The sequence below is a fragment of the Coralliovum pocilloporae genome, from assembly GCF_030845175.1.
GTDB classification, from domain to species: Bacteria; Pseudomonadota; Alphaproteobacteria; order Rhizobiales; family Cohaesibacteraceae; genus Coralliovum; species Coralliovum pocilloporae.
In genome coordinates, this window is the sequence record NZ_CP132542.1 from 3,624,519 (window position 1) to 3,645,604 (window position 21,086).

Below are 21,086 nucleotides of genomic sequence, written 5' to 3' on the forward strand. Positions count from 1 at the left end.
CCAAAAAGCCGGGGTTCTGAGAACCCCGGCTTCTTCATTTCAACAATCCGGCTAAAGCATGTTGGATGAAATCCATTGAGCTCAACTTGCTTTAATGCCCGATGTCAGACAGCAGCATCCACTGCCCTCTTAGCCATAACAGTGACCAGATTGGCACGATATTCCTGGGTTCCATGGATATCCCCAAGCATGTCATCTGCTGAAACAGAGAAAGATGCAATCGCATCCGCTGACCAGTTGGCGGCAAGTGCTGCTTCCATTTCAGCAACGCGGAACACCCCGTCATTGCCGGCACCGGTAACAGCCACGCGAACCGAACCATCTGCAAGCTGTGCGACGAAGACGCCGGTCATCGCGTAACGGGAGGCCGGGTTTGGAAACTTCGCGTATCCGGCCCTTTGCGGTTTGGCAAAGGTGATGGATTCGATGATTTCATCCTCATCCAGAGCCGTTTCGAACAGACCTGAGAAGAACTCATCAGCAGCAATGGTCCGCTTGTTGGTGTTCACAGACGCATTCAGCCCGAGAACAGCCGCTGGATAGTCTGCAGCCGGATCGTTATTGGCCACAGATCCGCCAATCGTACCGCGATTGCGCACATGTGGGTCACCAATCCCCGCAGCCAGACACGCCAGAGACGGAATGGTGGACTGAACACCATCATCGGACGAGACCGACGCATGAGTCGCCATGGCGCCGATGGTCACGCTCGTCCCATCAGACGAGATGTTATCCAGGCCATCAATCCTGCCGAGATCAACCAGGTCTGACGGAGCCGCCAGACGCTGTTTCATTGTGGGGATCAGGGTCTGGCCACCTGCAAGCAGCTTGCCGTCATCTGAGCTTGTGAGCTTCGAGGCCGCATCCGCAACCGAAGAAGCCTTGTGATATGTGGTTTCATACATAAGTCAGCCTCCCGATTATTCCGCAGCGGCCTTGGCCGCACCGACAGCCTGCCAGACCCGCATGGGCGTAGCCGGCATGTTCAGATCATTAATGCCGATGGCATCCGTGATAGCATTGATCACAGCAGGCGGCGAGCCGATGGCTCCCGCTTCACCGCAGCCTTTCATCCCAAGCGGGTTACCCGGACAGACCGTTTCCGTGGTGGAGACCTGGAAGGATGGCAGATCATCTGCACGCGGCATGCAGTAATCCATGAAAGAGCCGGTCAGGAGCTGACCGCTTTCCGGATCATAGGAGCAGCCCTCCAGCAGCGCCTGGCCGATACCCTGTGCCAGACCACCATGAACCTGACCTTCCACAATCATCGGATTGATGATCGTGCCAAAGTCATCGGCTGCCACAAACTGGATGATTTCGGTTTTACCGGTCTCCGGGTCCACCTCCACTTCACAGACATACGACCCTGCCGGGAAGGTGAAGTTAGTCGGATCATAGAACGCGCCTTCCTTGAGGCCTGGCTCCATGCCTTCCGGCAGATTGTGGCCGGTATAAGCAGCCAGAGCCACCTCATGGAAACCAAGAACCTTATCCGTTCCGGCAACCTTTACCTCACCGCCTTCAATGACGATATCGGCTTCTGAGGCTTCCAGCAGATGGGCGGCAATCTTCTTGGCCTTGGCTTCCACCTTGTCGAGTGCCTTGGAGATGGCAGACATACCCACGGCACCGGAACGGGAGCCATAAGTTCCCATACCGAACTGAACCTTGTCCGTATCCCCATGCACGATCTGTACATTGCCTGTCGGTACGCCAAGACGCTGAGACACCAGCTGGGCGAAGGTCGTTTCGTGTCCCTGCCCGTGGCTGTGAGAACCGGTCAGAACCTCAATCGTGCCAACCGGGTTCACCCGCACCTCAGCCGATTCCCAGAGACCGACACCAGCCCCCAGAGATCCGACCGCCTGAGACGGAGCAATACCGCAGGCCTCGATATAACAGGAAAGGCCGATACCGCGCAGTTTGCCACGCCCTGCCGCTTCTGCCCGACGGGCCGGGAAACCGGCATAATCAGCAGCAGCAAGTGCAGAATCGAGCGAAGCATCATAATCGCCAGCGTCATAGCACATGATCACCGGTGTCTGATGCGGGAAGGATCGGACGAAGTTCTTCCGTCGCAGGTCCGCAGGATCAACACCAAGCTGACGGGCCGAGGTCTCCATCATCCGTTCAACCACATAAGTGGCTTCCGGACGTCCTGCACCACGATAAGCATCAACCGGTGCCGTATTGGTGTAGACCGCCTGCACTTCTGCATGGATATTCGGGATATTGTACTGTCCCGACAGAAGCGTCGCATAGAGATAGGTCGGCACGGATGACGAGAATGTCGACATGTAAGCGCCGATATTCGCTATCGTGCTGACCCGCAGACCGGTGACGATATTATTGGCGTCAAAGGCCATCTCTGCCTTTGTGACATGATCACGGCCATGGGCATCAACCAGGAAGGCTTCCGTGCGGTCTGCCGTCCATTTGACCGGACGACCGCCGATGCGTTTGGACGCCCAGAGACAGGCTGTCTCTTCGGGGTAGATAAAGATCTTGGAGCCGAAACCACCGCCAACATCCGGAGCCACAACGCGCAGCTTGTGTTCAGGTGCAATGCCGACAAAAGCAGAGAGCACCAGACGGGCCACATGAGGGTTCTGGGATGTATTGTAAAGCGAATAGGCCTCTTCAGCCGGGTCATAAGACCCGATGGCCGCCCGTGGCTCCAGAGCATTCGGAACAAGACGGTTGTTCAGAATATCCATGGAAACGATATTAGCAGCAGACGCAAACGCTGCATCTGTTTCAGCCTTGTTGCCGATTTCCCAGTCATAGATCAGATTGTTGACAGCTTCTGGATGAATCTGCGGTGCACCAGCTGCCTGAGCCTGGGCCGGATCAACCACAGCATCCAGCTCTTCATAGTCGACCTCAACCAGCTCTACGGCATCCCGTGCCTGCGCTCTGGTTTCGGCAATCACCATGGCAACCTGATCACCCACATGTTTGGCAACATCAGCGGCAATCGCCGGATGCGCTCCCGCATGCATGGGGGTGCCATCCTTTGAGTGGATCATCCACCCGCAGATCAGTCCGCCAATCTGGTCATTGGCCAGATCACGTCCGGTCAGAACAGCAATAACGCCCGGTGCCTCCAGTGCGGCACTGGCGTCAATCGACCTGATCTTCGCATGCGCATGGGGTGAACGGACAAAGGCCGCATGGGTCGTATCTTTCAGTTCGATATCATCCGTATACCGACCACGGCCTGTAATGAATCTCTTGTCTTCCTTTCGGAGCACGCGCGCTCCGATGCCTTCAGCACTCATGGTATCCTCCCGATGAATGGCTTCGGTTCGCGATTATTCAGCAGCAGCTGCAGGAGCCATTTCGGCAGCAGCGGCTTGAATGGCTTTGACAATATTGTGGTAGCCGGTACAGCGGCAGATATTGCCTTCAAGATTGTCGCGAATGGTTTCCTCGGTCAGCGATGATCCGTGTTTGGCAATCATCTCTGTGGCCGCCATGATCATGCCCGGTGTGCAGAAACCGCACTGCAAGCCATGATGCTCGCGGAAAGCCGCCTGCACCGGATGCAGGTTATCACCATCAGCCAGACCTTCAATCGTCGTGACAGACGTGCCATCAGCCTGAGCAGCCAGAGCTGTACACGACTTCACCGCTTGCCCGTCAATGTGGACCACACAGGCCCCGCACTGGGATGTATCACATCCCACATGGGTTCCGGTCAGTCCAAGGTTTTCACGAAGAAACTGAGACAGAAGCGTGCGGTCCTCAACGTCCGCCGACACCTCTTTCCCGTTCACGGTCATAGACACGTGAGCCATCATTGTCCTCCCATTTCCACTCTCTTAAATGCGGCGCTGGCTTCCAGGACAAGCGCCACACTCTCACAATCATTAAACTCCTAAATGAAGATGGCCAGAAGCACGACCAAAGCAGCAATTGCAATCCAGCCCCACATCATGCTTCCGCCCAGAAAACCTTTTGCAGCAGCCACTTCGGCCTTCTCCTCAAGATCTTGTGCCGCATGCACGACTGTTTCCACTACGCCTTCTTCATGCGCCGTTTCTGACGTGTCGCTCTCATCCGCACCGCCCCCGGCTGCCGCTTTCTTGGCAACGATACGGCTGAATTCGCTGAAAAACTGATCCGCCATCTTCTTGGCTGTTGAGTCGATCAAACGTGACCCGAGCTGGGCGAGCTTGCCCCCGACCTTGGCATGCGCCTCATAGGTCAGAATGGTCTCATGGCCATCTTCCGCAAGACGCACCGTTGCTCCACCATTGGCAAATCCGGCTACGCCGCCTTTTCCCTCACCTGAGATAACATAACTTTCCGGCGGATTAAGCTCTGACAGGGTAACCGAGCCTTTGAACTTGGCTTTTACCGGGCCGATTTTCGATGTGACATCCGCCTCAAGCTCGGTATCAGAAACCTTGTCCAGTCTCTCGCATCCCGGAATGGATGCGCGCAAAACATCCGGATCATTCAGAGCATCCCAGACCGCCTCACGGCTTGCCGGAATTCTGTATTCCCCCTTCATGTCCATGTCTCAAAGTCTCCCCGACACTCATGGAGCGCTTCTTGCGAGCGCGTAATTTCAATCAACACGTCAACATATTAGACTGTCGGACAAATTTAATGACCCCCGACCTTTTGGCATAGAGTGGAACATGATTGCCAAAGCCCGACAAGGGTTGATAGACAGCATGCAGAATTATTGCAGGAACCGGGAGCAATGATGCAGCACGGTGGAGATTTGGCAGCGGCCAGTTTGACATATGGTACGCCGGAGCAGGGCTGGCTTGACCTCTCGACCGGGATCAGCCCACACAGCTATCCCTTTTCAAGCGACTGTCTTTCAGAGGCCCTTATCCGGGAGCTGCCGGATTCCGGTCCTTATCAACGGCTCGCAGAAACCGCCGCCCGGACTTATCAGGCCAAAACCTCGTCACAGCTTGCCCTGGCATCCGGATCTCAGGGCGTCATTCAGACGCTTCCGTCCATACTGCCCGGCAAGAACATCATCATCCTCTCCCCAACCTATAACGAGCATGCAAAAGCCTGGGGAAAAGCAGGGTGGACTGTCAAACCGGAGCCTGATCTGGAACCGGAACCCGACAGCGATGTGATTCTGATCGTCAATCCGAACAATCCCACCGGCAGACTGTTCAACCAGACAGACCTCCTCTCTCTGGCGGATAAGCTCACCGAAAAAGGCCGCTGGCTGATCATTGATGAGGCCTTTGGTGATCTGGTCCCCGACCAAAGTCTCGTGCCACATGTAGCTGGACGAAACCTGATTGTGTTGAAATCCATCGGCAAGTTCTATGGCCTTGCAGGCCTGAGGGTTGGCTTTGCTGTTGCGGACGAATCCATCGTGGAGCAGCTGAAAGACAGGATTGGCCCATGGCCCATAACAGGGCCATCACTTGTTCTGGCCGAACAAGCCCTGTCCGATCATGGTTGGCAGGCAGAACAGTCTACCCGCCTGCGGATATTGAGAGAGCGCCTTGATACCATTCTGGATCGGCACGGCCTCTCTCCCATCGGTGGAACCGACCTGTTTCAACTGATTGAGACAGACGGGGCAAAAACACTGCATGACCATCTGGCCAGACGCGGCATCTGGACCCGCATTTTCGACTATGCACCCACATGGATGCGGATTGGTTTGCCGGATGAACGTCAAAACGGCTTTGATCGGTTTGAGCAAGCCTTGAGCGAATGGAGCAGCACCCATGCTTCTTGACCCGACAATCCTCTGGATGGTTCTGGGGGCCATCGCACTGGATGCCTGGCTCGGCGAACCACCCTGGCTCTGGTCGCGACTATCCCATCCTGTTGTTATCATCGGTAATCTGATCGACAGACTGGATAAACGGTTCAACACAGCGCGGTTTTCTCAAACAAGGCGCAAGCTGAATGGCATCCTGACCCTATTGACGCTGATTACGATCTCTCTTGTTATCGGCGGCGGGCTCCATGCCCTGTTTGACGACGGGCTGATCGGCATCATTCTGGGCAGCATGGCTGGTGCAACACTGATTGCCCAGAGAAGTCTCTATGACCATGTAAAAGCCGTTGCCGATGGTCTCGATCGAGGCCTCAGCGAAGGACGCCACGCTGTTTCCATGATCGTCGGTCGCAATCCGGATAAGCTGGACAAGGCCGGTGTCTCTCGTGCAGCGATTGAATCCTGCGCCGAGAATTTTTCTGATGGCGTCACCGCCCCGCTGTTCTGGTTCGCGCTTCTGGGATTGCCCGGCCTTATTCTCTACAAGGCCGTCAACACCGCCGACAGCATGATCGGTCATCGCTCAGACAGGTATCGCAAATTCGGCTGGGCGTCCGCACGGTTTGATGATCTGCTGAATTACGTGCCATCCCGGCTGACCGGCCTGCTGTTTACGCTGCTTGCGCCATTGCATGGAAAATCTCCGCTGACGGTTCTGTCCGTTATGCTGCGAGATGCGCCACGGCACAAATCCCCCAGTGCCGGATGGCCGGAATCCTCCATGGCCGCCCTGCTCGGTCTGGCGTTGGCCGGCCCCCGCCAATATGGCTCCGAGCTGGTCGACGATCCCTATATGAACGATGGTGGAAAACGCGACGCCACAGCCCTGGATATCCGGCGGTCGCTCAAAATCCTCGTCCAGACTGCCTGCCTGATCACTGGTCTTGTTGGAAGTCTTCTGTTGCTAACGGCTTGAGGCAATCCGGATTAGCGCGTCCACATCCAGATGCGCTTCCACATGCTCTGCCAGACGGTCCAGTGTGTCATCAACAGTCTGCTCATAGGCGAGATCAGAGGCGACACCCGGTTTCAATCCGTTCAACACATGGCGCCGCAGAGCATCGTCCCCGAAAAAGCCGTGCAGATAGGTACCGACAATCCGTCCATCTGCAGATATGGCCCCGTCGGATATCCCTGCAATCTCGGCAACAGGGCGCGCGCAGTCCGGCCCTGTTGTCTCACCAAGGTGGATTTCATAACCCTGAACGGCCAGACCACTCGGACAATGAACACCTGAGACCAGCCGGGTCTGCTTTGTCTCAGTCAGTTCGGTCTCAACATCCAGAAGTCCCAGTCCTTCAGTGCTGCCAGCAGGGCCTTCAATCCCGTTCGGATCGTGGATCATGCGACCAAGCATCTGATAACCGCCACAAAGTCCCAGCACTGCGCCACCACGGCGGGCATGGGCTTTGATATCAATATCCCATCCTGCTTCTTTCACGGCGTTGAAATCAGCAATTGTCGACTTCGAACCTGGCAGAATGATCAGGTCGGTATCGGCAGGAATGGGGTCACCAGCCTCAACCAGTGTCACGCTCACATTATCTTCCAGATGAAGCGGGTCCAGATCATCGAAATTGGCAATACGGGGCAAGCGCGGCACGGCAATACGGAACGTCGCATGCGCCTTTTCCCGACTTGTATCCAGATCCACCGAATCCTCAGCAGGCAATTTTCCCGCAGCCGAAAACCAGGGCAGAACACCAAGGTTATCCCACCCGGTCCGCTCACTGATAAAAAGCGCGCCCTCATCAAACAACGTCGGGTCACCACGAAATTTATTGATGAGAAAGCCCTTGATCAGCGCCCTGTCACTGTCCGAGACAATACCATGGGTGCCCACAAGACTGGCAATCACGCCCCCCCGGTCAATATCGCCGATCAGAACAACCGGCACCCGGGCGGCTTCCGCAAAACCCATATTGGCAATGTCACCGGCTCGGAGATTGACCTCGGCAGCGCTGCCTGCACCCTCAACCACGACGATGTCAGCCCCGTCTGACAGCGTTTCAAAGGATTCGAGGACAGAAGACAGCAACTGTCCTTTGTTGCGGAAATAATCCCGCGCCTTCATAGTGCCGAAGCGTTTGCCCTGAACAATAACCTGCGAACCCTGGTCACTCTCAGGTTTCAGCAGAACCGGGTTCATATGCACATTGGTGGGAATGTTGCAGGCGCGAGCCTGAAGAGCCTGCGCCCGGCCGATCTCACCACCATCATCAGTGGCAGCCGCATTGTTCGACATGTTCTGCGGCTTGAACGGACGCACGTTGTAGCCGCGCTTCAGCAAGGCCCGACAAAGCCCGGCAACCAGCATGGACTTGCCCACATTGGAGCCCGTCCCCTGCAACATGATCGCCGGAACCTGTTTCATAGTTCTGAGCCTTCAAAACCTAGAATTCAATCCCGGCCTGGGCTTTCACACCAGCACGGAACGGATGCTTGACCAGGGTCATTTCGGTGGCCAGATCAGCGATCTCGAGCAGCTCATCCTTGGCGTTACGGCCCGTGATCACCACGTGGGTGTTTTCCGGCTTCTGATTCTGCATGAAATCAATCACCTCGTTGATATCCACATAGTCATAACGCAGGGCAATATTCAGCTCATCCAGGAGCACCATCTTGATGCCCGGATCGAGGATAAGTTCCTTGGCCTTTTCCCACGCGGCCTGAGCCAGTTCAATATCCCGTTCCCGGTCCTGGGTCTCCCAGGTAAACCCTTCGCCCATGGCGTGGAACTCGCAGAGATGGGAGAAATGCTCCTTGATCAGGGCCTTCTCGCCCGTATCCATGCCGCCCTTGATAAACTGCACCACGGCAGACGGGAACTCATGAGCAATACAGCGGAAGACCATTCCGAAAGCAGCCGTCGACTTGCCCTTGCCCTTACCGGTGTGAACGACCAGAAGGCCTTTCTCATCGATCTTGGTGGACATGATCTTGTCGCGGGCTTCTTTCTTCTTCTTCATCTTCTCCGCATGGCGGGCATTGGCCTCTTCTTCCGTCATTTCACGCGCCATTCGGTATTCCTCCCTGTTTCAGTTCCATCAAAAGACCATAGGCCGAATTCCGTCTCGGTGCCCAGAGGTCCCTGTCAATTGCTTCAAGAAAACGATCAGTCATTTCGACCAATGCCGGTGGATTCTCACGGGCAATAAAGTCCCGCACCTCCTCATCATCCAGATAGGCCTCAAAGAGCTGATCGTAATGATGATCTTTCACCGCATCTGTGGTCGCCGAAAATGCAAAAAGATAATCAACCGTCGCCGCCATCTCGAACGCACCTTTGTAGCCATGGCGCATCACACCGGCGATCCATTTCGGGTTTGACGCCCTGCCGCGCACCACCCGCGCAATCTCTTCCTCAAGAGTGCGGATAACCGGCCGTTCAGGGCGAGAATGGTCATTATGATAGCTCTTCGGCGCAGAGCCTTTCAGATGCGAGACAGTCGCTGCAAGACCACCCTCAAACTGATAGTAATCATCTGAATCGAGCAGGTCATGCTCCCGGTTATCCTGGTTTTGAACCACCGCGTCCACTGTCTTCAGACGATCTTCCAGAAGACCGCGGGCTTCATCCCCTTCAGCACCCGCCCCATAGGCAAAACCACCCCAGGAGAGAAAAGCATCGGCAAAATCGGATTTGTCAGACCAGATCTTCTCATCAATCAGGGCCTGCAGCCCTGCACCATAGGCACCAGGCATAGAACCGAACACACGGAATGCGGCGCGCTTGTCTGCTGCAGTCTCTTCAATCCCTTCCGCCTTCAAGCGTGCCCGCTCTTCTTTGACACGCGCTGCAATCGGGTTGGCATCGTCCGGCTCATCCAGACCGGCAATCATCCGCACTGCGCTGTCAAACAGGTCAATCTGATGCGGGAAAGCATCCCGGAAGAAACCGGAAATCCGCAAGGTCACATCAATACGGGGCCGTTTCAATTCGGACAGAGGAATAACCTCAAACCCTGTCACGCGCCCCGATCCGGCCTCCCAGACCGGCTTTGCACCGATAAGAGCCAGCGCCTGAGCGATATCATCGCCGCCGGTGCGCATATTGGACGTACCCCAGGCCGTCAGGGCGATGGAGCTTGGCCAATCCCCTTCATCCTGGAAATACCGTTCGGCCAGACGTTCCGCCGACAGTCTGCCAAGCGCCCAGGCACTTTCGGTCGGCACAGACCGCACATCGACGGAATAGAAATTCTTGCCTGTTGGCAACACTTCCGGCCTGCCGCGGGTCGGTGCCCCGGACGCTCCCGGAGGCACAAACCGCCCGCTCAATCCGGACAGCACGGCTTCAATCTCAGACCTGCCGGATTGATCGACAGACGGCGCAAAGCGGGTCTGGACTTCCTGAAGAACGGCCTGCGTCGCGGCCCAGTTTTCATCTGGCTCTGAATCGCCTGAAACCAAAGCCGTCGCAAGTACTTCAACCCGTTCAACCGTATCACCATTGGACCGCCAAAGGCTGTTATCCAAAGACGCCAGTGCCTCGGGCTTGGGACCGCTATAGGTTTCAGCCATCTCACAATCGAGCGGATCAATGGACAGACCAAGGTCCAGGGCAATTGCCCGCTGCAGAGACTGGTGACGCGGATCATCACCGGGGCGTGGAACACGCGCAATCGCCGTCAGCAAATCACGGCGCTGAACACCGTCAGGGGAACTGCCGAGAATATGCAGACCATCCCGGATCTGCAGCTCTTTCAGGTCACAGAGATGCGCATCGATCTTCTGAAGCTGATCGTCTTCATCCTCATCACGCTCAATCCCGCAATCCAGATCAAGCCCGTGACGGGCTGATAGGTTCAGAATTTCCTTCCGGAGATAAGCCACCCGACGGGGGTCGACACCAGTCGCCAGATAATATTCATCCAGCAGAGCTTCGAGCTCCAGAGCGGGTCCATGAGCCTCTGCCCGGGTCATCGGCGGTGTCAGATGGTCAATGATGACAGCAGAAGTCCGGCGCTTGGCCTGGGTCCCCTCGCCCGGGTCATTGACGATGAAGGGATAGAGATGGGGCACAGGGCCCAGCATCGCCTCAGGGAAACACGTATCCGATAGGGCAATCGCCTTGCCCGGCAGCCATTCCAGATTGCCATGCTTACCCACATGCACAATGGCATGGATGCCAAACTGCTCTCTCAGCCAGATATAAAAGGCAAAATAATTGTGCGGAGGCACCAGATCCGGCGAGTGATAAGTCTCTTTTGGATCAATGTTGTAGCCACGGGCAGGCTGGATGCCGACCACCGCATTGCCAAACCGATGAATGGCCAGCCGGAATCGACCATCAACCACAAACGGATCTGCGTCCGGTGTACCCCAGCGCTCGGTCATGCGGTCTCTGACATTCACTGGTAGCGCATCAAAAGCCACCTGATACGCATCCAGAGACAATTCAGCGTCACCATTAATCCGCTCACCAAGCGCATTGGTCGGACCGGCCATCAGCCTGTCCATCAGCGCCTTGGCATCATCCGGTCGACCAGTGGTATCATACCCGTTCTCAGCCAGAGCATGGAGGATGGACACGGCACTGGCTGGCGTATCAAGACCGACACCATTGGCGAGGCGTCCATCCTTGTTCGGATAGTTCGCCAGCACCAGCGCCACACGCCGCTCATCAACCTCGGCATGGCGCAGTTTTGCCCAGTTAGCAGTCAGTTTCGCGGTAAAGGTGATCCGGGTCGGTTCCGGTTTGTAGGTCACAGGGCGGGATTCCGTCAGCGGATCAAGATCCCCCTGCTCCTTAAACGATACAGCACGGGTCAGAACCTTGCCGTCAAGCTCCGGCATAACCACATTCATGGCCAGATCGCGGATGGACAATCCCCGGTCACTCTCCGCCCATGCCTCCCGGTCAGTACCGGAAAAGACAATCTGCAGAACCTGCGCAGCAGTGGCATCAAGTGGTGTCGGCTGATGTTCCGCACCCGCCTTGGACAGTGCAAAACCGGTGCTGTTCAGAACCACAGCCGGATCAAGGGCCTGAAACAGACCGTTGACCAGACCGGCAGACACATCTTCCTTCAGGCTTGAAACAAATAGGGGCAGCGCATTGATGCCTTCATCCCGCAAGGCACCGACCAGTTCATCAACCGGGTCAAGAGAACCACCCTGCATAAGAGCCCGGTAGAAGATGATAACCGCAACCGGAGCATCCTGGAGCCATCGCGCCTGAATGTCTTCAAGCTTCACCTGCCCGGCACCCGGCCAGTAGATCCCGGCCTTGTCCAAAGGTTGAGGCTCAGGCAGATCATCATTCGACGGGTAACCGATCAGACCAGCCATCCGCCTCAGAGCATTGGCAAGATTGTTTGGACCACCATGCACGCAATAGGACCAGAGCGCGTCTGTTGCCTCGTCATCCAGCGTCGAATAGGTTTTCAGAACCGGATCAACCTTGTCATCACCCGGTACGATTGCCAGTTTGAAGGCACCGCCACGGGCAAGCTCGGACAGGCGCTCAATACCGTAGGTCCAGTAGTTGACCCCACCAAGAACCCGAACAAAAACGAGCTTTGCTCCGCTCAAGGTCTGATCCGCATAGAGATCGACCGAAAACGGGTGGTTGAGCGTCATCAGATTGGCAAGGCGAAGGGATGGAAACCCGTCCTCCATGCCAGTCCGCACCTTGGAGAAACCGGCAAGCTCAGTATCGGCCGCCGACAGGATGACGATATCACCGGGAGACTGACCGAGATCAACAGCCTCGTCGCCAGCATCAATCCGTCCACCCTGGGCCTGAAGAATATGCACGGGTCAGTCTGTCCCTATGCAGCCAGCGTGGCCTGGATGGCAGACCGGTCAAGTCCACGCAGGCCGATCACCACCAGATGCGGCTCACGCTGCTCCACAACGCGATCAAAATAGGTCTCCACACGCGCACCCACGGCCTGGACAACCAGTGGAGCGGCTTTGCCATCCACTTTCACAAGGCCCTTGATCCGCAGAACACCAGGCAAGCCCATGGCCTTCTCAACCCGTGCCTTCATATTGGCAGGATCATTCTTGTTGCCGGGGCGCACAATGAAGGTCTCAAATTCATCATGATCGTGGTCATGATGATGGTGGTGATGATCATCGTCGTCATGATAGTCATCATCATGGTCGTGGTGGTGTTGCTCGTGATGGCTTAGACGTACTGCGATATCGTCCTCAGCACCTGCCTCAATTCCGAGAACCACACTCGGAGACAGCGTGCCTTTGTGAGATGTCACAATCCGCACACTCGAACGGGTTTCACCGTCAAGTCTGGACCGCAGGCCTTCCAGAACCTCAGGGCTGACCAGATCAGACTTGTTGACCACCACAAGGTCAGCACAGGTCAACTGATCTTCAAACAGCTCCTCAATCGGGCTTTCATGATCCAGCGCCTCGTCCTCGGCACGCTGCTTTGCGACCGCCTCCTCATCAACAGCAACCCTGCCTTCTGCAAGAGCCGCTGCATCAACGACCGTTACGACACCATCAACAGTCACACGGGTCTTGATGGTCGGCCAGGAAAAGGCACGCACGAGCGGCTGCGGCAGTGCAAGACCGGATGTTTCGATGATGATATGCTCTGGCGCTTCATCCCGATCGAGCAGCTTTTCAATAGTTGGCAGGAAATCATCCGCAACCGTGCAGCAGATACAGCCATTGGTCAGCTCGACAATATCATCTTCACCGCATTTCGGGTTGCCACAGGCTTTCAGCATATCGCCATCAAAGCCCAGATCTCCAAATTCGTTGACGATCAGCGCAATACGGCGGTCCTGAACATTGGTCAGCAGAGACCGGATCAGAGTGGTTTTTCCTGCTCCAAGAAAACCGGTCACAATCGTTGCCGGAATTTTTGACCCTAGACTCATGGTATGATCTCCGCATGCGGTTGAGGCTTGATCTGAAGCGGTTGTCCGGCGACCACCAGCACAACACGTTCACAAACCTCTGCAATTAAACGATTAACGCGCCCCTGGTTGTCACGAAACCGACGGGCAAGCGCATTTTCCGGGACAATGGACAGTCCCACTTCATTACTGACAAAAACGACCGGACCGGCAAGCTGAGGTATAGCCTCACACAAATTGCCAACAGCCTCATCAAATATGATGTCCTGTTCCATCAGATTGAACAGCCAGAAGGTCAGACAATCCACCAGAAACACCTTGTCCGACGCTGTTTGTTCTTTCAGGGTTTTAAGGAGGTTGATCGGTTCTTCGATCGTGTGCCACTCGGCCCCGCGTCTGTCCTTGTGCAGCTTGACCCTTTCAGCCATCTCACCATCGCCAACCGTACCTGTTGCCAGATAAACAGGCGACAGACCGGATCTCAAAATGAGATCTTCGGCAAACTGGCTCTTGCCGGACCGGGCACCCCCGAGCACAAGTGAGGACTGGATCAAGCCCTTCTCCCTTCAAACGCGTTACCGGCGGACATAAGCCGGATCAACAAGGCTTACAAGCTCAATTCCACAGGATCGAACCCGGAACAACACCTTTTCGGAACAAAGATATGAGCGCGCCAGTGCTTGCTGTCTGGTTTCACGATCATCCACAGATCAAGGCCCGGATTTCCGCCACATGGGAATTTTGTCACAAAACGATTGCAAAAAGGACTTGGCAAGCGGTGAAAGCCTCTGCTATACGCTCGCCATCGCTAACGCGGTACCGAGTTTTCCCCGGTAGCTCAGTTGGTAGAGCAAGCGGCTGTTAACCGCTGGGTCGCTGGTTCGAGTCCGGCCCGGGGAGCCATAATCAAACGGTCAGAACTTTCGAGTTCTGGCCGTTTTGTTTTTCCAGGCATAGCCACATGAAGAAAAGCCCCGACATGACTGTCAGGGCTGCATAATTGGCCAAACCGGTTCCCACTTTGGCGCAGTACGCTTTAATCACAAAACATGTCGTAAACCAGAGCAAGCATCCGCTCGACCTTCGGGTCACTGATGCGATAATAGAGCGTCTTGCCATCCCGACGATAATCCACCAGCCCATCCAGGCGCAAACGAGACAGCTGCTGGCTCACCGCAGACTGCCGCGTCGCCAGAAGTCTCTCAAGCTCTGTTACTGATTTCTCTCCTGAAACCAGATGACAGAGAATCATCAGTCGCCCTTCATGAGTCAGAGCTTTCATGAACTCGGTCGCCAGTTTGGCATTCGCCGTCATGCGTCCAAGTTCAGCCTCGTCCATTGAAGGGAGAAGTCTTTGCAACTCCATAAGAATCGTCCCGCTTTCCCTTGCCCTGTCTCATTTAACCGATATGACACGGGCGGCGAAACAAACACCGGTTCACAGTACCGCGATGAGATTGTGAAGGCTGGATGTAAAAAGCACATCCATATCGCGGCGCGATTGATGAACCGAATCGATAAAATTTTAACGATTCCCTAGGAAACTGGTCTCTCTTGTATTGAGTATCGGAGACTGGGTCATGTCAGTGTTGAGTCTGCCCCGTAATGCCCGCCGCCGCCTTGCTGTTCTGGGAATAGCTGCCATTGCTCTGGGGTCGTGTTCCTCCCTGCCCGGATCCGGCTGGTTCAGCTCTTCATCCCGCGTAGCCTATAACGACACCAAATGGTGTGTGCCATCGAAACTGAAACGCGTTGTGGAACGGGTAGCAGACCGGTTTGGGCCCGTGACCGTGACCTCAACCAACAGATGGTGGCTGGAAAACTGGTGGAAAGGTGGCGCATCAAGCTCCTATCATCTGGATTGCGAGGCCGTTGATTTTGTCGTGCGCGGCAACCCGAAAGAGGTGGTCGCTTTCCTGAAATCCCAGCCTGCGGTCGGTGGTTACAAATATTACAGATCCGGTCACTACCACATTGATGTGGGCCCGCGCCGAACCTGGTAATCAGGAACACGCATTTTTCGCGTGTCTTTTCTGAGCAAATCCCGGCCTTCCCCTTGCAGGCGACGACGGCACCTATTAGCTTCGTGAGACAGTTCACAGGGAAGCGGAACACCGTCGAATCATGACCATTCGTGCAAGCGTTATTGAAGCCATTGGCAACACGCCACTTATTCGCCTGAATGCCGTCTCGGAAGCCACCGGCTGCGAGATCTACGGCAAGGCTGAATTCATGAACCCGGGCCAGTCTGTGAAGGACCGTGCCGCCCTCTCTATCATCCAGCATGCCGTCAAATCCGGAGCGCTGCAGCCAGGTGGCGTGATTGTTGAGGGCACAGCGGGCAATACCGGCATTGGCATTGCGCTGGTTGGCAACGCCCTCGGGTTCAGAAGCGTCATCGTGATTCCCGAAACCCAGACCCAGGAAAAGAAAGACATGCTGCGTCTGGCAGGCGCAGAGCTTGTCGAAGTGCCTGCGGCTCCCTATCGCAATCCGAACAATTATGTACGCCTTTCCGGCCGTCTCGCCGAACAGATCGCCAAATCCGAAGCCAACGGTGCCATCTGGGCCAACCAGTTCGACAATGTGGCCAACCGTCAGGCCCATATCGACACCACGGGCCCGGAAATCTGGGATCAGACAGACGGCAAGATTGACGGTTTCATCTGTGCTGTTGGCAGCGGCGGAACACTCGCCGGTGTTGGCATGGCGCTGAAAGAGCGCAACAAGGACGTCAAGATCGGCATTGCAGACCCAATGGGCGCAGCTCTCTATAATTTCTATGCCAATGGCGAGCTGAAAGCCGAAGGGTCTTCCATCACAGAGGGCATCGGCCAGGGCCGTATTACCGCGAACCTTGAAGACGCCCCGGTTGATATGCCATTCCAGATCCCGGATGCAGAAGGCATTCCATACGTCTTCGACCTTCTGGAAAAGGAAGGCCTCTGTCTGGGCAGCTCGTCCGGCATCAATGTTGCCGGTGCCGTCCGCATGGCCAGGGAAATGGGACCAGGTCATACCATCGTGACCGTGCTCTGTGACTATGGCACCCGCTATCAGTCGAAACTGTTCAATCCCGATTTCCTCAGATCGAAGAATCTGCCCGTGCCGGCCTGGCTCGAGCGCCAGAGCGATATCAGCGTTCCATTCGAGGCCGTTGACTGACATGGCATTTGAGACAGATCCGCTGTTCCGGGATGACGCCTATCTGAGGAGCTGTGAGGCCACTGTTGCAGCCGTGAACGAGCGGAACGGCATCATTCTGGATCGCACGATCTTCTATGCAACCGGCGGCGGGCAGCCAGGAGACACCGGCGAGCTGGAACTGGCCGACGGAACCCGCATTGCTATCGCAACCACCGTTTACGGCGAGGACAAATCAGAGATTGTCCATGTTCCTGCTTCCGACGAGCACATGCCAAAGGCAGGTGACAAGGTTGTCGTCCATGTGAACTGGGCCCAGCGCTATGACAGGATGCGGATGCACACAGCTCTGCACCTCCTGTCAGCCATTCTCCCCTACCCGGTCACCGGCGGACAGATTGGTGATGGCAGCGGGCGACTTGATTTCGATGTCCCCGAAGCCACCCTGGACAAGGCGGACATTACCGAAAAGCTGATGGCCCTTGTCAACGGTGCTCATGAGACAGCAACCCGCTGGATTACCGATGAAGAGCTTGAGGCCAATCCGGGGCTCGTGAAAACCATGAGCGTCAAGCCTCCGATGGGTTCGGGCAAGGTGCGCCTTGTTTCCATTGGCAATGACAGTGTCGACCTGCAGCCATGCGGTGGCACCCATGTGGCGAATACGCAGGAAATCAGCGATATCTACGTCTCCAAGATCGAAAAGAAGGGACGGCAGAACCGACGGGTCCGCCTTACCTTTGGCACACCTGCCTGACAGATTGACAAACCCTAGAGGAAGCAGCCGGTATGACATCACGCGACCAGAACCTCGTTTCAACCGAATGGCTTGAAGATCATCTGGACGCTCCGGATGTGATCATTCTGGATGCATCATGGTATCTGCCGACCGAGGAGCGCGACGCTCAGGCGGAGTATCGACAGGAGCACATCCCTGGCGCAGTCTTCTTTGACATTGACGCGCACAGTGACCGCAGCTCCGATCTGCCGCATATGCTGCCAAACACCGTTGCCTTCTCAAGTGCCATGCGAAAGCTGGGCGTCGGCGATGGCCAGAAAATCGTGATCTATGATGGCGCAGGTCTTTTCTCCGCAGCACGCGTCTGGTGGACCTTCAAGACCATGGGCGCATCGGATGTTGTTGTTCTTGATGGCGGTCTGCCGAAGTGGAAGGCCGAAGGCCGGGCACTGGACAGTGGCACTGAGAAGAAGATGGAACGCCATTTCACAGCCCGCCTTGATCATGGCCGCGTTCGGGATCTGGGAGAAATGAAACGGAACGTGGAAACCACCCGGGAGCAGGTCATCGATGCCCGCCCCGCAGCCCGTTTCAAAGGCGAGGCAGCGGAGCCACGACCAAATACACGTTCCGGCCATATGCCAGGCAGCATCAACATACCCTTCAACCTGCTTCTTGATGACCAGCGTTGCTTCAAATCAAACGCAGATATCAAAGCGGTCTTTGATGGTGCGGGCGTTGACTTGTCCAGGCCGATCACGGCCTCCTGCGGGTCTGGTGTCACTGCCGCGGTTCTGGCTTTGGGGCTGGAGCTCATCGGGATCGATTCCTACGGGCTTTACGACGGCTCCTGGAGCGAATGGGGACAGGACAACCTCGATACACCGGTCGTCACCGGATAGCCCCGAAGGGCGGAACAGGATGGAAGGCATGCGGCGAAGGCTCAGATCATACCTGGCAGTGGCGCTTGCTTCTCTTCTGCCCGGCGCTGCAATGGCCCAGGTTCTGACCAGCGATCAGATTTTCAATCGGCTCAATACGCCCGTTGAGGTCCATGTGGACCTGTTTGATGACCGTCTCTATTCCGCAGACGATATCAAACGGGACTGGCGCATCCGGCGGCATCTGCCCAATGTGAATCTGAACACCATCAATTTCGAATTCAATTCCAGCAGCATCCCCCGTGAAGAGCGCAGAAAGCTAAGACGACTGGCACGCGCACTGGACCGTTTCCTTCTGCGCAATCCAGACGAGGTCTTTCTGATCGAAGGACATACGGACGCAGTGGGCGATGCCCATTACAATCGCGAACTTTCAGAGGACCGGGCTTATCAGGTTCGCCGCGTCCTTGTGGAGTTTTTCGACATCCCGCCCTACGCGCTTGAGACGGCAGGTTATGGCGAGGAGTTTCTGCTGATCCAGACCGGCGACGAAGACTGGCGCAACCGCCGCGTCACCGTTCGACGTCTGACAGAGATCGTCTCGCGCTCCCTCTCCCGCCCGGACAGGCTGGACGATGACACAATCTACGATCTGGACGACATCCCCAGATCCAGCGTGACGGTGGATTAGCAACTCTTCCCATACATACAAAAAGGCGGCCCGGAAGCCGCCTTTCTATCTCGGGAACAGAGCCTGCTATGATTAGTGCAGGATCTGGCTGAGGAACAGTTTCGTCCGCTCGTGCTGCGGATTGGTGAAGAACTCTTCCGGCTCGTTCTGCTCAACAATCTGGCCTGCATCCATGAAGATCACCCGGTTGGCCACCTGGCGTGCAAAGCCCATCTCGTGGGTCACACACAACATGGTCATGCCATCTTCCGCCAGACCAACCATGGTCTCCAGCACTTCCTTGATCATCTCAGGATCAAGTGCTGATGTCGGCTCATCAAACAGCATGATGCGCGGGTTCATGCAGAGCGAGCGGGCAATGGCCACACGCTGCTGCTGACCACCGGAAAGCTGACCTGGATATTTCAGTGCCTGCTCAGGAATTTTCACCCGCTCAAGGAAATGCATCGCGATTTCCTCGGCTTCCTTCTTCGGCATCTTGCGCACCCAGATCGGCGCCAGGGTGCAGTTTTCCAGAATGGTCAGATGCGGGAACAGGTTAAAGTGCTGGAACACCATCCCCACTTCCCGGCGCACTTCATCAATCTTCTTGAGGTCAGAGCTCAGCTCGATACCGTCAACGACGATCTTGCCTTCCTGATGTTCCTCAAGACGGTTGATGCAGCGGATCATGGTGGATTTACCCGAACCGGATGGCCCGGCGATCACAATACGCTCGCCCTTCTGAACTTTGAGGTTGATATCTTTCAGAACGTGGAACTCACCGTACCACTTGTTCATGCCGGTAATTTCAATGGCGACCTCATCAGACACGTGCATCTTGGCACGGTTGGCGTGAAGGTCTTTTGCGTCTACTGCATTCTCAGACATGATTTTTCCTTTGCAGCACGATTAGCGTTTGTGGCCGGTGTCGAGCTTCCGCTCCAGATACATGGAGTATCGGGACATCGGGAAACAACACAGGAAGAAGAACAGCGCAACGAAGCCATAAAGCTCCACCACAATACCGTTCCACGCCTGATCGGCACGAATGGGAGTGATGATACCGAGCGGATCGAGAAGACCGATCACGGACACAAGGGTTGTATCCTTGTAGAGACCGATAAACGTGTTCACGATACCCGGGATCGAAATCTTGAGCGCTTGCGGCATGATGATCAGCCGCGTTGCCTGCCAGTAGTTGAGGCCGAGAGCATCAGCCGCCTCGTACTGGCCTTTTGGCAGAGCAGCGAGACCGCCGCGGATCACTTCCGCCATATAGGCTGAAGCAAACAGCGTCACCATGATCAGAACACGCAGGATGATGTCAAACGTTGTGCCCGGTGGCAGGAAGTAGTTCAACAGAGTTGACGCCACAAACAGCAGGGTGATCAGCGGAACGCCACGGATGAACTCGATAAAGCCCACACAGATCGCTTTGATGAAGATCAGGTTCGACTGACGGCCAAGCGCCAGAAGAATTCCTATCGGCAGTGACATGGTAATGCCGGTCACACCGATGATCACCGTCAGCAGGAAACCGCCAAACCGGTCCGAAGCCACAGGTTCCAGTCCCAGGCCGCCCCACAGCAGGAAGAAGGCCACGATCGGATAGGCAAGCGAGAACAGCAGAAGCGGTTTTCTGAACGGCACATGCTCAAACAGAACAGGTGCAATTGCCACAACCATCAGGATGAAGGCCAGATTAGGCCGCCAGCGCAGATGTTCCGGATAGAAGCCATAGATAAACTGCGGCAAACGCTCGTTGATCACAGCGAGGCAGGCACCTTCGCGGGAAATCTCCCGGCACTGCTTCAGGGAATCGGCATTCCAGACCGACTTGAACAGAAGCCAGTCAGCAATACCCGGAAGTGTCCAGGCCAGAAACAGCAAGGACAGAAGGGTCAAGGCCGAGTTCAATGGCGATGAAAAGAGGTTGGCACGTGCCCATCCCACAAAGCCGGTCGTATTGGCCGGTGCCGGCCGCGCTGGCAGATCCTCTTTGGCGATATAGTGAATGCTGGAGTGTGTATCTGTCATA

General features: G+C 55.9%; 19 protein-coding genes and 1 tRNA gene. 8 read left to right on the forward strand and 12 right to left on the reverse strand.

All coding sequences use genetic code 11. The features are described from left to right. Window positions 1-104 precede the first annotated feature (104 nt). The 4 genes from RA157_RS16410 to RA157_RS16425 all read right to left on the reverse strand — a co-directional run bounded on the left by RA157_RS16410 (window position 105) and on the right by RA157_RS16425 (window position 4,528). On the reverse strand, window positions 105-905 hold the full coding sequence (locus RA157_RS16410; RefSeq protein WP_350334197.1) for an FAD binding domain-containing protein: 801 nt from the start codon (window positions 903-905) through the stop codon (window positions 105-107). A 15-nt stretch (window positions 906-920) separates the two neighbouring features. Beyond that, a complete protein-coding gene (locus RA157_RS16415; RefSeq protein ID WP_350334198.1) occupies window positions 921-3,284 on the reverse strand; it encodes a xanthine dehydrogenase family protein molybdopterin-binding subunit in 2,364 nt (787 codons plus the stop codon). A gap of 33 nt (window positions 3,285-3,317) precedes the next feature. Then, window positions 3,318-3,803, reverse strand: a complete 486-nt coding sequence (locus RA157_RS16420) for a (2Fe-2S)-binding protein (protein WP_350334199.1) — start codon at window positions 3,801-3,803, stop codon at window positions 3,318-3,320. Window positions 3,804-3,883: 80 nt separating this feature from the next. Further along, complete coding sequence (locus RA157_RS16425) at window positions 3,884-4,528, reverse strand: SRPBCC family protein (protein WP_350334200.1); 645 nt, start codon at window positions 4,526-4,528, stop codon at window positions 3,884-3,886. A gap of 189 nt (window positions 4,529-4,717) precedes the next feature. On the opposite strand from RA157_RS16425, the gene cobD reads away from it, so the two are divergent. Beyond that, the gene (gene cobD, locus RA157_RS16430; protein ID WP_350334201.1) at window positions 4,718-5,731 is read left to right on the forward strand and encodes a threonine-phosphate decarboxylase CobD; all 1,014 of its coding nucleotides are present in this window, start codon (window positions 4,718-4,720) and stop codon (window positions 5,729-5,731) included. After that, window positions 5,721-6,692 (forward strand): adenosylcobinamide-phosphate synthase CbiB, encoded by a 972-nt coding sequence (gene cbiB, locus RA157_RS16435; protein ID WP_350334202.1) that lies wholly within the window; start codon window positions 5,721-5,723, stop codon window positions 6,690-6,692. Before cobD ends, cbiB begins: the two co-directional genes overlap by 11 nt. Here cbiB and RA157_RS16440 read toward each other — a convergent pair. Genes RA157_RS16440 through cobU form a run of 5 tightly spaced genes read right to left on the reverse strand, consistent with a single transcriptional unit; the run spans window position 6,681 to window position 14,165 of the window. Further along, window positions 6,681-8,150, reverse strand: a complete 1,470-nt coding sequence (locus RA157_RS16440; protein WP_350334203.1) for a cobyric acid synthase — start codon at window positions 8,148-8,150, stop codon at window positions 6,681-6,683. The genes cbiB and RA157_RS16440 overlap by 12 nt on opposite strands. 19 nt (window positions 8,151-8,169) lie before the next feature. After that, complete coding sequence (cobO, locus tag RA157_RS16445) at window positions 8,170-8,796, reverse strand: cob(I)yrinic acid a,c-diamide adenosyltransferase (protein ID WP_350334204.1); 627 nt, start codon at window positions 8,794-8,796, stop codon at window positions 8,170-8,172. Further along, window positions 8,786-12,538, reverse strand: a complete 3,753-nt coding sequence (gene cobN, locus RA157_RS16450; protein ID WP_350334205.1) for a cobaltochelatase subunit CobN — start codon at window positions 12,536-12,538, stop codon at window positions 8,786-8,788. The genes cobO and cobN overlap by 11 nt, the downstream gene beginning before the upstream one ends. Before the next feature lie 14 nt (window positions 12,539-12,552). Beyond that, complete coding sequence (gene cobW / locus RA157_RS16455; RefSeq protein ID WP_350334206.1) at window positions 12,553-13,632, reverse strand: cobalamin biosynthesis protein CobW; 1,080 nt, start codon at window positions 13,630-13,632, stop codon at window positions 12,553-12,555. Next, window positions 13,629-14,165: a bifunctional adenosylcobinamide kinase/adenosylcobinamide-phosphate guanylyltransferase gene (cobU, locus tag RA157_RS16460; protein WP_350334207.1), complete on the reverse strand. Its 537-nt coding sequence runs from the start codon at window positions 14,163-14,165 to the stop codon at window positions 13,629-13,631. The genes cobW and cobU overlap by 4 nt, the downstream gene beginning before the upstream one ends. 273 nt (window positions 14,166-14,438) lie before the next feature. On the opposite strand from cobU, the gene RA157_RS16465 reads away from it, so the two are divergent. Continuing rightward, a tRNA-Asn gene (locus tag RA157_RS16465) sits at window positions 14,439-14,514 on the forward strand. Between the two features lie 133 nt (window positions 14,515-14,647). Here the strand turns inward: RA157_RS16465 and RA157_RS16470 are convergent. Beyond that, window positions 14,648-14,977 (reverse strand): ArsR/SmtB family transcription factor, encoded by a 330-nt coding sequence (locus tag RA157_RS16470; RefSeq protein ID WP_350334208.1) that lies wholly within the window; start codon window positions 14,975-14,977, stop codon window positions 14,648-14,650. Between the two features lie 214 nt (window positions 14,978-15,191). On the opposite strand from RA157_RS16470, the gene RA157_RS16475 reads away from it, so the two are divergent. The 5 genes from RA157_RS16475 to RA157_RS16495 all read left to right on the forward strand — a co-directional run bounded on the left by RA157_RS16475 (window position 15,192) and on the right by RA157_RS16495 (window position 19,066). Beyond that, complete coding sequence (locus tag RA157_RS16475; protein ID WP_350334209.1) at window positions 15,192-15,614, forward strand: YcbK family protein; 423 nt, start codon at window positions 15,192-15,194, stop codon at window positions 15,612-15,614. Window positions 15,615-15,735: 121 nt separating this feature from the next. After that, window positions 15,736-16,776, forward strand: coding sequence for a cysteine synthase A (locus RA157_RS16480; RefSeq protein WP_350334210.1), 1,041 nt, complete (start codon window positions 15,736-15,738; stop codon window positions 16,774-16,776). A 1-nt stretch (window position 16,777) separates the two neighbouring features. Continuing rightward, window positions 16,778-17,512 (forward strand): alanyl-tRNA editing protein, encoded by a 735-nt coding sequence (locus RA157_RS16485; RefSeq protein WP_350334211.1) that lies wholly within the window; start codon window positions 16,778-16,780, stop codon window positions 17,510-17,512. Between the two features lie 32 nt (window positions 17,513-17,544). Next, window positions 17,545-18,396 carry a 3-mercaptopyruvate sulfurtransferase gene (gene sseA / locus RA157_RS16490; RefSeq protein WP_350334212.1) on the forward strand — a complete coding sequence of 284 codons (852 nt, stop codon included), beginning with the start codon at window positions 17,545-17,547 and terminating at the stop codon, window positions 18,394-18,396. Between the two features lie 28 nt (window positions 18,397-18,424). Further along, on the forward strand, window positions 18,425-19,066 hold the full coding sequence (locus RA157_RS16495; RefSeq protein ID WP_350334213.1) for an OmpA family protein: 642 nt from the start codon (window positions 18,425-18,427) through the stop codon (window positions 19,064-19,066). Window positions 19,067-19,138: 72 nt separating this feature from the next. Here the strand turns inward: RA157_RS16495 and RA157_RS16500 are convergent, their stop codons facing one another. Then, complete coding sequence (locus RA157_RS16500; RefSeq protein ID WP_350334214.1) at window positions 19,139-19,936, reverse strand: amino acid ABC transporter ATP-binding protein; 798 nt, start codon at window positions 19,934-19,936, stop codon at window positions 19,139-19,141. Window positions 19,937-19,957: 21 nt separating this feature from the next. Then, window positions 19,958-21,085 carry an amino acid ABC transporter permease gene (locus RA157_RS16505; RefSeq protein ID WP_350334215.1) on the reverse strand — a complete coding sequence of 376 codons (1,128 nt, stop codon included), beginning with the start codon at window positions 21,083-21,085 and terminating at the stop codon, window positions 19,958-19,960. Window position 21,086: the final 1 nt, after the last annotated feature.